The organism is Burkholderia sp. BCC0398, assembly GCF_902833245.1.
Taxonomy (GTDB): domain Bacteria; phylum Pseudomonadota; class Gammaproteobacteria; order Burkholderiales; family Burkholderiaceae; genus Burkholderia; species Burkholderia sola.
On record NZ_CADFEM010000004.1, the window covers coordinates 538,015 to 553,972 of the forward strand.

Below are 15,958 nucleotides of genomic sequence, written 5' to 3' on the forward strand. Positions count from 1 at the left end.
GCGCCGCTTTCAGGGGTCCGAACGACGCCGCGCGGCATGGCTGCCGCACGCCGCGCGCATCTCGTAGCCTACGCGACGCCGGGGCGCCGAGCGCTTCCTGCCGCTACGAAACAGCGGCGTTCCCGCCGCCGGGTGCGTCCGTACACTCGAACGATCACGTCGCGGCGTGCAGGACGCCGCGCGTGCCGCGCATCGCGCGGCTCAACGGAGACGAGCATGCTGTTGATCGACGGATTGGGACTGGGTGTCAACTGGCAGCGCTTCCTGTCGGAAACGCTGAATCCGGTCGTTGCACCGCCGCCCCCGCCTCCGCCGCCGCCGAAGAAGGACGATCCGGCCGCCGGGCCCGCGAACCCGAGCACCGCGCCGCCGATTCCCGTCACCGCATCGCTGGCCACCGATCCGTCGAAGCCGACCAACGCCGAGATCCAGTCCGCGACGTCGCTGATCCAGAGCATGGCCGCGCAATATACGGCGCCGCCGCCCGACATCACGGTCGAGAACGACAAGACGCGCGCGGTACAGAAAGCGATCCAGGACGCGCAGACGAAATACGACAACGCGTCGCAGACGCTGCAAGGCGCGCAGAACGTGCTGCATCTGGTCAACCGCGATCCCGAGTCGACGGCCGACGACCGCAAGACCGCGCAGGCCGACTACGCGAAGGCGCGCACGACGGCCGACACCGCGCAGCGCGAGCTGAACGTGACGACCGACGCCGGCTACATGATCCTGTACGGCGAACAGGCGAACGCCGACATGCCGGCCGGGATGAAGATCGACGATTCCGGCAAGGTGACGGACCCCGGCGACGCGCAGCACGCGGCCGACCAGCAGTTCAAGACGCTGCTCGACGCCTTCCCCGATCATGCGAACGATCCGAACTGGGTGCCGCAACCGGGCGACTGCAAGAACCCGCTGCAGATCCGGCTCTACGACAATTGGCAGACCGCGAGCGCGAAGGCGGCCGTGGGTGCGTCGAAATACTTCGCGGACGTCGCGAATTCCAATCTCGCGTATACGCAGTTCCAGTCGTACCTCGCCGATCCGGACTACAAGGCCGCGCTCGATGCGGGCGTCGGGCGGCTGAACGACGCGTTGCAGCCGCTGGAGCTGCAGGTCACGATGCCCGATGCGCCCGCTTCGCAGGATGCCGCGCAGCAGGCCGTCACGTCCGCCGCGAAGGATGCGAATTATGCGAACGCCGCGTACGGCGCGGCCAACGACAGCCTGGCGCTCACGAACGCGCAGCAGCGCTACGATTCGGCCAGCGGCAAGGAAGGACCGACGGTGGTCGTCGCGAACGAGGTGTCGGACGCGAAGACCGCGCTCGCCCGCGCGCAGACGGCCGCGAACACGAGCGGCGGCTATCTGCAGATGCTGTCCGCGCAGCGGCAGGTCGACACGCTGCAGGCCGACTATACGAAGAAGCAGGACGCATCCAGCGCGTGGCACAAGGACAATCCGCACGCGATGATCAAGGATCCGCAGGTCGACCTGGACCTCGGCGATGCGTATGCGAAGCTCGATCAGGCGAAGCAGCAGGCGAGCATCGCGCACGACGGCTTCGTCGTCGCGTACGGCGCGTCGCTCGCGCAGCAGTACGACGATCAGGCGTCGCAGCTCAAGGCGCGGGTGAACGCGCAATCGATCTTCACGAAACCCACGCTTCAAACGCCGCTGCTGACGCCGTCGCTGTCGACCGCGAACGGCCTGCCGGGTGTGCCGGCATCGTCGTTGTCGACGGCGACGTCGGCCGCCCCCACCGGCACGCCGACGCTGCCCAGCGCGTCGCCGCAGGCCTCGCCGACGTTGCCCGGGTCCAATGGCGCATCGTCGCTGCCCGCGTCGCCGCTGCTCGACCGCCCGTTCCTGCTGCCGCAGTCGTCGGGCCCGACCGCCGCACAGGCCGGCCCGACGATGCTCGACGTGAAGCGCATGCAGACCGTCGCGGGCGCGATCCGCGCGGCCGACAGCCGGATGTCGGATTCGGTCAACGAGCACGCGACCCAGCTCGCGCTGTCGCAGGCGCACATCAAGCAGACGCAGGCGAAGAGCACGCTCGAGTCAGTGCAGAAAAAGTACGACGACTGGGCAGCCGCGAATCCGCCGCCCATGCGCTTTCGCACCGTCTCGGGCGACGACATGATCCCGGCGCCGTCGGCGCCGCGTCCGAACCTGTATCAGGACGAGCTCGACAAGGCGAAGGCGGCCGTCACGCAGGCCGACAACGCGGTACAGCGTCTGCAACTGCTGAGCGAAACGTCGCACCAGCAGGTGCTGATGGACGGGTTCGACGCCGGCCTCGACGAACGGCTGCGCTATGCGGCGCCCGGTTCGGACGCCGAGAACGACTACAAGAAGGCGCTGCACGATTTCTACGAAGCGCATCGCGGCGAGTTGTCGAATTCGCTGCTCGACGCAGCCAGCGCGAGCACGAACAACGGCGGCACGATCGCGTTCGGCAAGTTGACCGACAACGCGCAGCGCAATCTGATCGGCGTCGCGCTCGGCATGCAGCCGGACGTCCAGAACGACGCGGCGTCGAGCGACGGTTCGGATCCCGTATCGCCGACGAAGGACGACGTCGCGCGCTACACCGACAAGGACAAGCTGAAGACGATCAACAGCGTGCGCGACAAGCTGCTGTCGATCGGCGGCGGCGCGACGACGCAGGTCAGCGTGTTGCCGATGGTCTACGCGGCCAAGGATGCCGGCATGACCACCAGCGCGCTGTTCAAGGTCAGCGGCAAGGACGGCACGCAGTACGTCGACGAGACGGCGAGCAACTACGACGACATCAACGATTACATCGACAACAACGAGCTGTCGACGGACGGCACCGTCGACATCGCGACCGGCCACAACGCGGACGGCACGCTGCAGCTCGTGTCGAAGGCCGCGCATCACGAAAGCGGCTTCGACAGTTTTCTGAACACGCTGACGAGCACGGGCCTGAACATCGGCATGATGGTCGGCGGGATGGCGCTCGAAGGTCTCGGCACGCTGCTCGACGGCACCGGCATCGGCGCGATCGTCGGCGTGCCGCTGAACATCCTCGGTGCGGGGATGATGTATACGGCGATCGGCGCGACGATGACGAGCGCCGGACTCGATCTCGCCAATCGCGCCGACCACGGGCGCAGTCTCAATCCGTTTACCGACCCGGGCGCGCGGGCCGACTTCATCAACCTCGTGCCGATGGGCGCGGCGGGCGCCGCGAAGCTGGCCGGCAGCAAGCTGTTCACGCGCGCGGTCACGGCGCTCACGCGCACGCCGAAGGTCGCGTCGGTGCTCGCCACCGGCGCGCGGACCACCGCGGTCGTGACGGGCGTGGGCGGCGCGGTCGAGGCGTTCGGCGAAGCGGGCTACGAGTATTTCGTCACCGGCGACAAGAAAGCGGCCGGCGAGCAGCTCAAGTCCGGGATCACCAACGTCGCGTTGATGGCCGCCGGCGGCCTCAAGGAACGCGCGGTGACGTCGGTGCGCACACGCATCGGCCAGCCGGTGCCGATCCGCGGGGCCGACGGCAAGACCGTCAGCGTCGACAGCCAGACGATCGGCCGGATTCTCAACAGCGGCGACGCGTCGTCGCTCGCGGCCGGTCGCACGCGCGTGACGCTCGACGGCGAAGCCGTCAAGGTGTCGCCGGACGGCACGCTGCGCGTGGGCGACAAGGTGCTCACCTACGACAACACGCCGATTCGCGTGCTCGACCGCGCATCCGCGAAGCGCCTGCCGCCGGGCAAATCGGTGGTGCTCGGCGAGGACGGCACGCTGTCCGTCGTCTCGGTGTCGCCGAAGGCCTGGACCAATGGCACGCGCGTCGACGACGTGGCCGGCACCGGCGAACGCATGTCGTTCGGCCCCGACGGCGAGATGAGCGTGACGCCGAAGATCGTCGCGAAGACGCCGCTCGACGTGCTGCAACACGTGCTCGACCAGGCGAGCGACGCATACCGGCAGACGGTCGCCGGCGCGCAGGCGCCGCGCCGCCTCGCGCAGACGGCGGCCGAAGGCGAAGCCGCGAGCGTATCCGCCGACGCGCGCAGCACGCGCCGCACCAGCGAGGAACACGCCCGCGTACAGCAGCAGCGCGACGAAACCGATGCCGAAAGCAGCACGACCGCGAGCACCAACCGGCGCAGCGCCGACACGCAATCGATGCGCTGGCGGCCCGTCGCGGCCGACGAGCCGGCCGGCCCGGGCACGCGCGCGAAGCTGGACGGCACGCCGCCGCGCGTCAACGCGAAGGTCGTCGATCTGACGGACGACGCGCCCGTCGCGCGCGCGGCGACGTCCGATCCGGCCGGCATCGCCGTGCCGCGCGGGCCGAACGCCGAGCCGATGGAAATCGGCGATCGCACGGTCTACGTGGTGCGCAGCGGCGCGACGCCCGACGCGCCGGGTGCGCGGCCATCGTCGCCGCGCCCGCAGGATCTCGCGGAACCGGTAATCGTCGTCGCCGGCGAACACGACGCGGCGCTCGCACCCGAGCTCGCGAACCGCTGGCAGAAGCCCGTCTATGCAGCCGCGCCCGATGCATTCGGGGCGGACGGCCAGTTGCGCGCGGGCGCGCGCGTGCTGCGCTTCGATCCCGCGCCGGAGACGGTCGCGGCCCATGAAGCCGGCCTGCCGGCCGGCATCGCGCCCGACGAAGCGCCGCCGGCTGCGCCCCGCGCGGCTGCCGACGACACGGTGATCGTGCTGGCCGGCAAGCGCGGCCCGAACGAACCGGCGATGCCGCGGACGGCTGCGCCGCCCGAGCCGGTCAACGCGCTCGATGGCGTGTTCAGCGCGCCGAACCGCGTGCTCGTGCTCGTCAAGCCGGAACACGCCGGCACGCCCGAGCGGATGGCGGAACGCGAAACCGCCGCGGCCAACCGCGGCGCACGCGCGCTCGACGACGCCGACGGCCAGGCCGACCGCGCGCCGACGGGCGGCGAACGTCGCACCGCGGCGAACGACGACATCGGCCTCGCCGCCGCGCACCCTGAAACGACCGAGACCGCCCCGCCCGACGCCGGCGCCGCGAAGCCGGGCTGGGTCACGCGGATGCAGATGCGCTTCGGCGGCGCGGCACTGCCCGAAGCCGCGCAGGCGCTCGCGATGCAGTCGGGCACGCTCGCCACGCAACTGCGCATGCTGCAGGACGCCGGCTGGCGCGTGACGCTCGGCAAGCGCGGCGGCGGCAGCCGCATCGATCCGCGCAAGCGCCGCGTGACGATCGACGGCGCGCTCCAGCATCCGGGCAGCATCACCTATACGCTCGCGCACGAAGCGCGCCATGCGGTCGAGGCGATGGCCGGCGTGCTGAACCTCGACTACGGCAACCGCAGCCGCTTCACGCGCAAGGCGCTCGAAGCCGAGGCGCGCGCGCAGATCAACGCGTTCGAGGCACGCTACGAAATCGAGCTCGCGGGCGGCGGCGACATCGCCGCGCACGTGCGCCTGCCGGATGCGATCGAGCGCGAAGGCGCCGCATGGCGCGCGCCGTCGCGCGACTATGCGGGCACGGTCGGACGCCTCGTCGACGCATTCGCCGATGCGCCCGTGTCGGGCCGCGACGGCGAGACCTACCGCGATTTCTACGACGACGTATGGTCGCGCCAGAAGCGCCGCGGCGGCATCCCGCGCCGGATGCCCGCGCCGCAGACGCACGAGACGGGCGACGTGCCGCACGGGGTGCGCAGCTTCGACGAACGCGTGGCATGGAGCCGCGCGCATGCCGAATATGCGTCGCCGTTCGGCGACGGGCCCGTGCCCGCGGCGGCCGACCTGCAGGCGGCGCGCAGCCGCCACTTCACGATGCTGGAGGACGAAGGCGTGTTGATGCTGCACGCCGACACGTTGCCGGACGGCACGCTGCTCGCCGGCGGGCGGCCGGCCGGCGTGCACGAATACGCGCTCGACCAGGCGCCGTCGTTCCTGGTCAAGGATGGCTATTCGATCGTGCTGTCCGCGAAGCACGGCGGCGAGGCGGCCGCCGCCGGGCTCGCGAATCTGTGGCAGCGGCCGGTGTATGCGCCGCCCCCGCACGCGGTCGGCGAACACGCGGCGCTGCTCGACACCGGCGCATTCCGCCGCTACGATCCCGCGCCCGCGGCGCCGCACGATCTCGGGCAACTGGCGGCCGACGCCGAAGGCGTGCACCTCGAAAGCAATCCGGCGGCGCGGATCGACGTCGAGCGTCACGTCGGCGAGCTGCTCGGCGCCGGTGCCGAAAAAACCGTGTTCGCGCTCGGTCACGATGCCGCGCTCGCGGTTTACGACAACGGCCCGCATACGTCCGAAGCGCGCCAGATCGAGGCGGCGATCGACGAGAGCATCGCACTCGACGATCTCGCGTCGTACGGGCTGAAGACCGTGACGATGGACGGTCCGTTCTCCGCGCTGAATCGCGTCGCCGTGCTGTACCGGCCGCTTGGCGTGTTCCACAGCTTCGGCTTCGAGACGGGCGCGCTGCCGCGCGTGGTGTCGCGCGCGGCGCTCGAGCACATCCGGCAGATTCGCGAAGTCGTCGAACGCACCGGCATCGGCTTCGACCTGCAAGGCCTCTTCACACGCGGCGGCGATTTCCTGCTGAGCGACCCCGGTGCGATCGGCATGGGCGCGGGCGAGCATTTCACCACGCTGCAGCGGCTCGCGGTGATCGAACGCGCGCTGACGCAAGGCCTCGAGCGCGGCCACGTCGAACTCGCGCATCCGCGACTCGCCGAAACGCCGCCGCCCGATGCGTTCGTGCAAAAGCCGTCGGTCATCACGCGCGTGCGGATGCGCTTCGGCGGCGCGCCGCTGCCGAAGGAAGCGTACCGGCTGATCGACGCATCGAGCCTGCTGTCGCAGCAGCTTCGGCTCGGCGCCGACGCAGGCTGGAAAGTCGTGCGCGGCAAGCCGGGCGGCGGCAGCAAGATCGACACGCGACGGCGGCGCGTCACGATCGACGGCGGCCTGCAGTCGACCGGATCGATGGTCTACGTGCTCGCGCACGAAGCCCGCCATGCGCTCGAGGCCGCGACAGGCACGCTCGGGCTCGACTATGGCTCGACGCAGCGCTACGTGCGCAGCGCGCTGCTCGCCGAGGCGCGCGCGCAGGTCAACGCATTCGCGGTGCGCGACGAGATCCGCGCGAACCTCGGCATCGACATCGGCCGCCACGTCGCGCTGCCCGACGCGATCGCCAACGAATACGGCCGCGCGCGGGCCGGCGACGCCGCCTCGCTCGCGCGCCTCGCCGACGCGTTCGAGCACAGCCCGACGTCGCTCGACGGCGGCGTCACCTACGGCGAGCTGTACCGGCGCCAGGCGCAGGCCGCGCAGCGCGCCGGCGTCACGATGCCGGCGCCACGCGAGACGGCCGCCACGCTCGCAGAAGAAACCGCATGGTCGCGCGCACGTGCGGTGAAGGCCTCGCCGTTCGACGGCAAGCCGGTCGCCGGCGTCGACGCGCTGACGCTCGATCGCTCGGGCCCGCTGTCCTACGACCGCGACGGCCGCATCGTGATCGTGCATGGCGTCACCGACGCGCAAGGCCGCCTCGTCGATCCGGACGGCCGGCCGTACACGCCGGTCGAGGTCACGCTCGCGCACCGCTCGGTGCTCGGCCTGCCCGGCTCGTCGGTGATTCTGTCGGCACGCAACGGCCGCGACGCCGCCGCCTGGCTCGCGAACGTCTGGCAGCGCCCCGTCTACGCGCCGCCGACGATCGCGGTCGGACTCGGCGCCGAGGCGCGGCTCAGCCATACCAACGCGTGGCTGCGCTACGATCCGGCGCCGCACCAGCGCCCGGACCTCGGCGCGCTCGACGTCGACGGCAACGGCGTCCACGCGAGCGGCGATCCGGCCGCACGCGTGCCGGTCGAGCGCTTCACCGGCGCGGCCACCGGCGCCGGCATCGAGAAGACCGTGTTCGAACTGGGCCGCCGCAATGCGATCGGTCTCTACGAGGGCACCGACAATCGCGCGATTCTCGGCCACATCGAATCGATCCGCCTCGAACAGGAAGGGCTCGCGGCGCTGCGCGCACACGGGCTGCGCACGCTGACGGTCGGCGGCCCGTTCGCGGCATTCGATCGCGTGGCCGTGATGTACGCGCCGTTCGCGTCGCTGAGCAGCCACGACGTGATGGCCGGCATGCTGCCGTCGCGCGTCACCCGCGACGCGTTCGCGCAGCTCGACCGCGCGCGCGACATCACCGCGCAGCACCGTCTGTACTACGACTTCGAAGGCGTGTTCGATGCGCACGGCGACTTCTACCTGAGCGATCCGTCGACGGTCATGACCGATGCGCCGAAGCTGAACGTGGAAGGCATCGTCCGCGAGATCGGCACGCTGCGCGTGATGCTCGAGGACGGCATCGCGCGCGGCGCGATCGAGCTCGCGCATCCCGGCATCACCGAGCACTTGCCGCCCGACGCGTTCGTGCAGAAGCCGTCCGTCATCACGCGCATCCGGATGCGGTTCGGCGGCGCGCCGCTGCCCAAGGCCGCCCATGCGCTGGTCGACCGCTCGAGCCTGTTGCGCCAGCAGGTCGCGCTGGCCGGCGAGGCCGGCTGGAAAATCGTGGTGGGCCGGCCCGGGCGCGGCAGCCGGATCGATACCGCGAAGCAGCGGATCGTGCTCGACGGGCAGTTCCACGGCGCCGGCACGCTCGTCTACACGCTCGCACACGAAGCGCAGCATGCGGTCGAGACGATCACGCGCCGCCTCGCGCTCGACCGCTCGTCGCCGGACGCGCTGACCGACAGCGCGCTGATGGCCGAAGCGCGCGCGCAGGCGAATGCGTTCGCGGTGCGCCGCGAAATCCTCGACGATGGCGGCATCGACATCGCCCGGGACGCCCGCCTGCCGGATACGATCGCACGCGAAGCCGACCACGTGATGCCCAGCGACGAAGCCGGGCTGCGCCGGCTCGCGACCGCCTTCGGCGACGTCGCGCCGTCCGTGCCGGGCCACGCGACCTATCGCGCGTACTATGCGAGCCAGGCCGACGCGATGCACGCGCTCGGCGTGCCGCGCGAGATGCCGGCGCCCGCGCCGCAGCCGGGGTCGAACGCGCCGGTGCCCGCAGCGGCGGCGGACGCCGCGCGCCGCCAGCATGCGCTCGATCACCTCGCCTCGCACGGCAAGCGCGACCTGATCCGCATCGACGGTTCGCAACTCGCGTCGCTCCAGCAGATGAAGGATGCGTTCGGCACGAATGCGCACGTGCTGATCGCCGAGCATGAAGCGCGGCCGGACGCGTCGATCGACGCGCGCCATGCGCAGCCGAAATTCGTCGCGAGCATGCGCACCGACGAGCACGGTACGTTCGTCGACAAGGCGTCCGCCGATCCGGCCGTGTCGATCCCCGACGCGGTCTATCGCGCGCTGAAGGACAACGGCAGCGCGGAACGGGCGGACGTCGATTTCTACGTGTCGCCCGTGCCGCTCGCGGAATTGCGCGAGTACGGCGGCGCCGCGCGGATCACCGCGCGCAGCGACGGCCGCACGTGGGAAGCCGAACAGGCGGCCGCGACGCCCGACGCGGACGTCGTCACGACGCTGAAGTCGCTTGCCGACGCGCCGCGCTTTCGCCGGCCGAAGCAGGCGGCGAAAGCGGCCGGCGACGGCGCGACGCTTTACGCGATCGACAAGGAAACCGGCAAGGTGCTCGGCTACGCGACGCGCAACGCCGCGCACGACTGGACCTATCACGAGTCGACCTCGCTCGGCGACGCGACGATCGCGCCGCGCGATCTCGGCGCCGCATTCCGCCGGCGCGCGCGCAACCTGTCCGGCGGCCGGCGCGGCGTGCGATTCGTCGTGACGGACGTCGCGCACGACACGGTCGAGCGCTACGGCGGCTTCGCGCCGGCGGAAATGCGCAAGGCGCTCGGCGACGAGAAGCCGCCGATGCAGAAACTCGGCACGCGCGTGCAGCGCGGCCTCGCGAAAGCCGACCCCGGCGTGCGCCGCAAGATCGCCGAGATCGAAGGCGCCGACAGTCCGTTCCTGCCGCCGAAGCTCGTCCCGGACAGCAAGCAGCTCGCGATCGACTTCAGCGGCGCGAACACGCTGCACCTGATGCGTGCGCTGGAACTGAAGGCGCTGGGCGGCGATCACTACGTGTACGTGTACGAGACCGATCATCCGGTTGCCGAATCGCTGCATACGCGCCGCGGCATCATCGCGATCCACGACGGCAACGCGCTCTGGTACGACAACGCCGAGCAATTGCGCGACCACCCGGACGCGGGCCGCCCGCTCGACGAGATGCCGCTCGGGCGCGGCCCGTTCGGCGCGAACCAGCACTTCCTGCTGTCGACGCTCGCGCCCGAGGCGTTCGATCCGCGCGCGACCGCCACGCAGAAAGCCGCGCTCGCGCAACGACTCACGCAGCTGCTCGACGAGAAGTCGTATTTCGATGCGCTGCCGCAGAAGTTCGACCTCGCCACGCGGTGGATCCGCACGCAGATCGCCGGCCAGATCGATCGCGTGAAAGCCGCTCAGGCCGACCTCGCCGCGGCCCAGCAAGCCGCGCAGCCGGCGGGCGGCGGCGCCAGCGGCGCAACCGGCCCCGCCAGCCGGGTCCGCAATGCGCTGCGCGGCAAGGGCGGCCGGCGCAACCGCCGCGCCGCGAACGCGGCAAACGCGTCGAATGCGCCGAAGCCGCCGAAAACGCCGGCGGCCAAGCCGCTGACGCTGCGGCCCTACCAGCCGAGCCTGGGTTCGAGCACGGTCGCGGAATGGGTGATGCGTTACGGCGCCGCGAAGGTGGCCGACTGGTTCCCGACGATCGACCGCGTGAAGGCGGTCACCGCACGCAAGAACCAGCCCGATGCCGGCGGCCTCGCGCTGACCGACGAACCGCAGACGATCCTGGCCGACGCACCGATGCTGAAGGCGCTCGGCATCCCCATCGGTCTCGCGCGCGAGGTGTCGAGCATGCCGTCGCGCGGGCCGGTCGCCGATCCCGGCGGCGATCACAACCGCTTCGTGAAGTGGATGCAGGCGTACGCCACGCGCCACAGCGCGGCACGCATGATCGACAAGCGCGCGATCCAGGCGTTCGTGCGCGCGCCGGCCGAGATCCAGGACCGCGTCGCGCCGATGGCGCGTGCGTTCAACCTGCGCGACGATCCCGCGCTCGCGGTGCGCTACGTCGAGCAATATGGCGGCGCGATGCCGGTGGTGTCGATTCCGGTCGATCCGCATACGCTCGCGGCCGCGCGCGGCGGCAAGCACGATCCGGCGTTCATCCGGCGCGCGCGCCAGTTCGGCTCCCCGATCGGCGCGCGCTACAACGAGGCCGACGCGACGATCACGCGCGAGGCGCCGGACGGCACCACGCGCACGCTCGAGCTCGACGACATCGCGCATCTGCACAAATGGCTCACCGCGGCATCGCGCCACGGCTTCCAGCTTCGTCTCGAAGCGGCGTCGGGCCGCCCGCTCGTCTCCGCGGACGACCGCCGCACGATCGCCGGCACCAACGACAGCTATGCCGAGTACACACGGCTGATGACGTCGTTCGAGACGTGGTCGCACGATCACGCCGGCGAGCCCGCGCCGAACGTGATGCTGAGCTTTCACGGATGGGACGCCGTGCTCGAACCGGTGCCTGGCGCCGGCCACGTCGAGCTGCTCGATGCGCTACTCGACCGCAAGGCGATCGACTGGCTGCACGTCGGGCTGTCGTACGGCACGCACGGCGCCGACTTCATCGCGAACCAGGACCTGACGCGGGCGCTGGCGGAACGGATCGTCGACTATTACCAGACCGACCGTCACGGCAAGTTCGCACGGTTGCACGGCGCCGATGCGCTCACGCGCGTGTTCGAACCGGTGAGCCCCGAGGCGTTCGCGAACCAGCAACAGGTGCTGTTCGCGGAGATCGCGCGCATCGGCAAGTCGAAAGGGCTGTCCGACGACGCGCTCGCGACGCTGCGCGGCGAACTGTACGAACGCAACACGACCGCGCTCGTCAACCAGGCGCGCAAGGCGACGATCGAGCATGCGATGACGCAGTGGGCGTCGGCCGATCATCCGCCCGCCACGCGCACCGAAAAACTCGCCCGCCGCTTCGGCGAACGCTGGCTCGCGGAAGCGGGCGGCCGCGCACCGGCGCGCGGCACCGTCGTGTCGACCGCCGATCCCGCCGGGCCGCTGCCCGACAGTCGCGCGTACTGGCAATCGGTGGTCGAGCGCGAAGCGCTGAAGAACGATCCGTCGAAGCCGATCAGCGTCGGCCGGCAGATCGCGGCGAACCCGAAACAGGCGAAGATGATCGAGGAACTGCAGGCGCTCGCGCAGATCAACGCGCTGCGCGTGCATCGGCCGTCGTTCCGCAAGGCGGAGCTGTGGAAGTCGATCGGCTTCAGCTCGCTCGTCACCGGTGCGGGCGCGCTCGTGATCGCCGATACGCTCGGCGCGACGCACGTGCTGCGGCAGGACATGCTGAGCAGCGCGACGTCGTCGTTCCTGCTGGGCTCGCGTCTCGGTCGCGTGTTCCAGGTCATGCACCAGGGCGCGGTGCGCAGCCTGCAGGCCGGCGATCCGAAAGCCGCGCAGGCGGTGCTCACGCGGCTCGAAGTGACGCTGTCGCGGCAGCTGCGCTCGGGCGCGCACGATTACGGCCAGAACCGGCGCGCGCAGCTCGAGCAGATCTCGAACGAAGCGCGGACGCTGGCCGCGCAGTATGTCGAACTGAACCGCGTCGGGCTGATGAGTTTCGACGACGCGACCACCCACATCAAGGCGCTCGCCGCGGACGTGCTCGCGCAGATGCAGGGCACCGTCGGCGGCACGTCGCTGCAGCAGCTCCATACCGGTAACCCGCGTCACCTGTTCGGGATCGCGGGCCGCGCGGGCGCCGCGATCACGTCGACCGCGACGCTCGCGGTCGGCATCAGCGGCGTGGTGCACGCGCACGGGGCGTTCGATCTCGCCTACGGCTCGGCCGCCATCGCGAGCGGTGCGTTCGGCGCCACGTATGCGGGCCTCGTCTACACGATCGGCGCGCACCGCGTGAATGCCGACAAGCGCAGCCGCATCGTGCGCTTCACCGATTCGGCGAGCGACTTCATGGCCGTCGCGTACGGCGGTCTCGGCACCGGCGTGCAGTGGAGCGGCGGCCATTACGATCTCGCGATCGCGACCGGCGTGTCCACCGCGCTGCTGCTCGGCGGGCGTCTGAACACGCATTTCCCGAACGCGACGCCGCTGATCAAGAAGATCCCGACGGCCGTCGTGCTGATTCCGGTCGGCGCGTTCGCGTACAAGCTGATCGAAGGTCTGTTGACGACGTTCTTCGGCTCGGGGTCCGGTTCGTCGAATCAGTCGAATTCGTCGAATTCGTCGCAATCGAATCTCGCGCCCGGTGCGTCGCCGAGCGCGTCGGCCAGCCGTTCGGCCAGTCCTTCGGCAAGCGCCGCGCCAAGCGCTTCGGCGAGCGCATCGCCCAGTGCGTCGCCTGCCGCGCCGGCTTCGCCATCGGCCAGCGCCACGCCGTCGACCGCGCAACCGTCGGCGTCGCCGCAGCCCTACATCGTCGTCGCGGGCGATTCGCTGTGGGTCATCGCCGACCAGCATCGCCAGTCGCTGCTCGACGCCGCGCACGTGTCGCGCGCCGATCAGCAGGCGATGACGCGCGGCGAGCAGGATACGCGCGCGTTCAACGAGATCCTGCAGCTCAATCCGTCGGTGTCACGCGATCCGAACCGCCTGTCGGTCGGCACGCCGCTGATCGTCGGCTGATCCCCGCGCGCGGTGCGCGTGGCGCCGCGCGCGGCACGCCGCATCACGTCGCCCGCTGATGTTCCAGCCACGCCTGGAACATCAGCACCGTCCACAGCTGGTGCTGCCAGTTCATCCGGCCCGTCTGGTGCTGGCGCCACAGCCGCTCGACCGCCGCCGCATCGAAGAAGCCTTCGTCGCGCAGGCGCGACGGCCGCAGCAGCGCGTCGGCCCAGTCGCGCAGCGCGCCGCGCAGCCAGTGGTCGACGGGCGCGCAGAAGCCCTGCTTCGGCCGGTCGATCAGCGCGGACGGCACGTACCGGTCGAGCAGCCGGCGCAGCAGCGCCTTCGACTGCCCTTCCGGCAAGCGCACCGACGCCGGCACGCGCCACGCGAATTCGACGACGTGATGATCGAGGAACGGCATGCGCGTCTCGAGGCTCACGGCCATCGCCGCGCGATCGACCTTCGCGAGGATGTCGGTCGGCAGGTACGTGAGCGTGTCGATCGCCATCGCCTGCTCGGCGAAGCTCAGGTGCGCGGGCCACGCGGATACCGTGTCGAGCGGCGTCGGCGGCTCCTGCCCCGCCAGCGCGATGCGCTCCGGATGATGCACGGACGACATCAGCAGCCGGTACAGCCCGATGCGGCTCTCGGCGGTCATCACATGGCCGAGCTTGTGCAGGCGATCGCCGATGCGCGACGACGATTCGCGCGCTTCCACGCCGCCGCCCCATGCGCCCTGCGCGACGGCCGCGAGCTGGTCCGCGTGATCGGGCCGCAACGCATGCAGCGCGGCGGCGATCCGCGCGCGCACCGCCGCCGGCACGCGATGCAGCTTGCGCCACAGGCGCGGCGTCAGGAAGTAGCGCGTATAGCCGCCGAACAGCTCGTCGCCGCCGTCGCCGGACAGGCTCACCTTCACGTGCCGGCGCGTCAGTTCGGACACCAGAAAAGTCGGGATCTGCGACGCATCGGAAAACGGCTCGTCGTAGATCGACGGCAGCTTCGGCACGACGCCGAGCGCGTGGTCGGCCGTCACGTAAAGCTCGGTATGGCGCGTGCCGAGATGGCGCGCGACGGCCTTCGCGTAACCGGCCTCGTCGTAGCCGGCCTCGTGAAAGCCGATCGTAAACGTGTCGACCGGCGACGCCGATTGCGCCTGCATCAGCGCGACGATCGCCGACGAATCGATGCCGCCCGACAGGAACGCGCCGAGCGGCACGTCGGCTTCCATCTGCCGCGCGACGGCCTGGCGCAGGATCGTGTCGAGCTGATCGACGGCTTCGCCGGCGCTGCCCTCGAACGGCTGCGCGCGGCCCGCCTCGATCGCCTGTTCGAGCGTCCAGTACGCACGCACGCGCGGCGTGTCGCGCGCATGTTCGAACTGGATGTACGTGCCGGGCGGCAGCTTGCGGATGCCGCGATAGATCGTGTAAGGCGCGGGCACGCTCGACTGGCGCAGATACAGGCACAGCGCGTCGCGGTCGATCGTGCCGTCGAAGCCCGGATAGCCGCGCAACGCCTTCAGCTCGGACGCGAACACGAGCGCGTCGCCGATCCGGCCGTAGTAGAGCGGCTTCTCGCCGATCCGGTCGCGCGCGAGCGTCAGCACCCGCGACGCGCGATTCCACAGCGCGAACGCGAACATGCCGGTCGCGCGCCGCAACGTGGCCTCGACGCCCCACGCGACGATCGCCGCGATCAGCACCTCGCTGTCGGAGTGGCCGCGCCACGCCGGTGCGCGCCCCGTGCGCTCGAGCTCCGCGCGCAGTTCGCGATGGTTGTAGATTTCGCCATTGAAGACGAGGACGTAGCGGCCGCACGCGGAAGCCATCGGCTGCCGGCCGTGCACCGACAGGTCGACGATCGCGAGCCGCCGGTGGCCGAGCGCGATGCCGGCTTCCGGGTCGACCCAGATGCCCTGCCCGTCCGGCCCGCGATGCGCGAGGCTCGCCGTCATTCGCGCGAGCGTGCCGCGCGCTGTCTCCTCATCGAAGGCGACGCTATTCAGAAAGCCGTCGATTCCGCACATTGATTTGTCTGCCCCTGTTGACCTGTTCCGTCACGCACCGCGCACCTCGCGGCCCGCCGTCGGGCATGACGGTCGAGCCATATTACGAAGAAATAAATCAGCAATAATTCACCAGTGAATGCGGGCACCGTCCGGAAAAAAATGGACGTCAAGCGCCGCGTGCGGATGGCCAGATCACGGGGCCATATCGAATCCCGCCGGATGGCC

The 15,958-nt window shown here is 70.7% G+C and carries 2 protein-coding genes; one reads left to right on the top strand and one right to left on the bottom strand.

The window, feature by feature from the left end; genetic code table 11:
- The first annotated feature begins 216 nt into the window (after positions 1 to 216).
- A complete protein-coding gene (locus HWX76_RS11680) occupies positions 217 to 13,737 on the top strand; it encodes an LWXIA domain-containing protein (protein ID WP_176015830.1) in 13,521 nt (4,506 codons plus the stop codon).
- A gap of 43 nt (positions 13,738 to 13,780) precedes the next feature.
- Here the strand turns inward: HWX76_RS11680 and asnB are convergent, their stop codons facing one another.
- Positions 13,781 to 15,751 (bottom strand): asparagine synthase (glutamine-hydrolyzing), encoded by a 1,971-nt coding sequence (asnB, locus tag HWX76_RS11685; protein WP_050015037.1) that lies wholly within the window; start codon positions 15,749 to 15,751, stop codon positions 13,781 to 13,783.
- Positions 15,752 to 15,958: the final 207 nt, after the last annotated feature.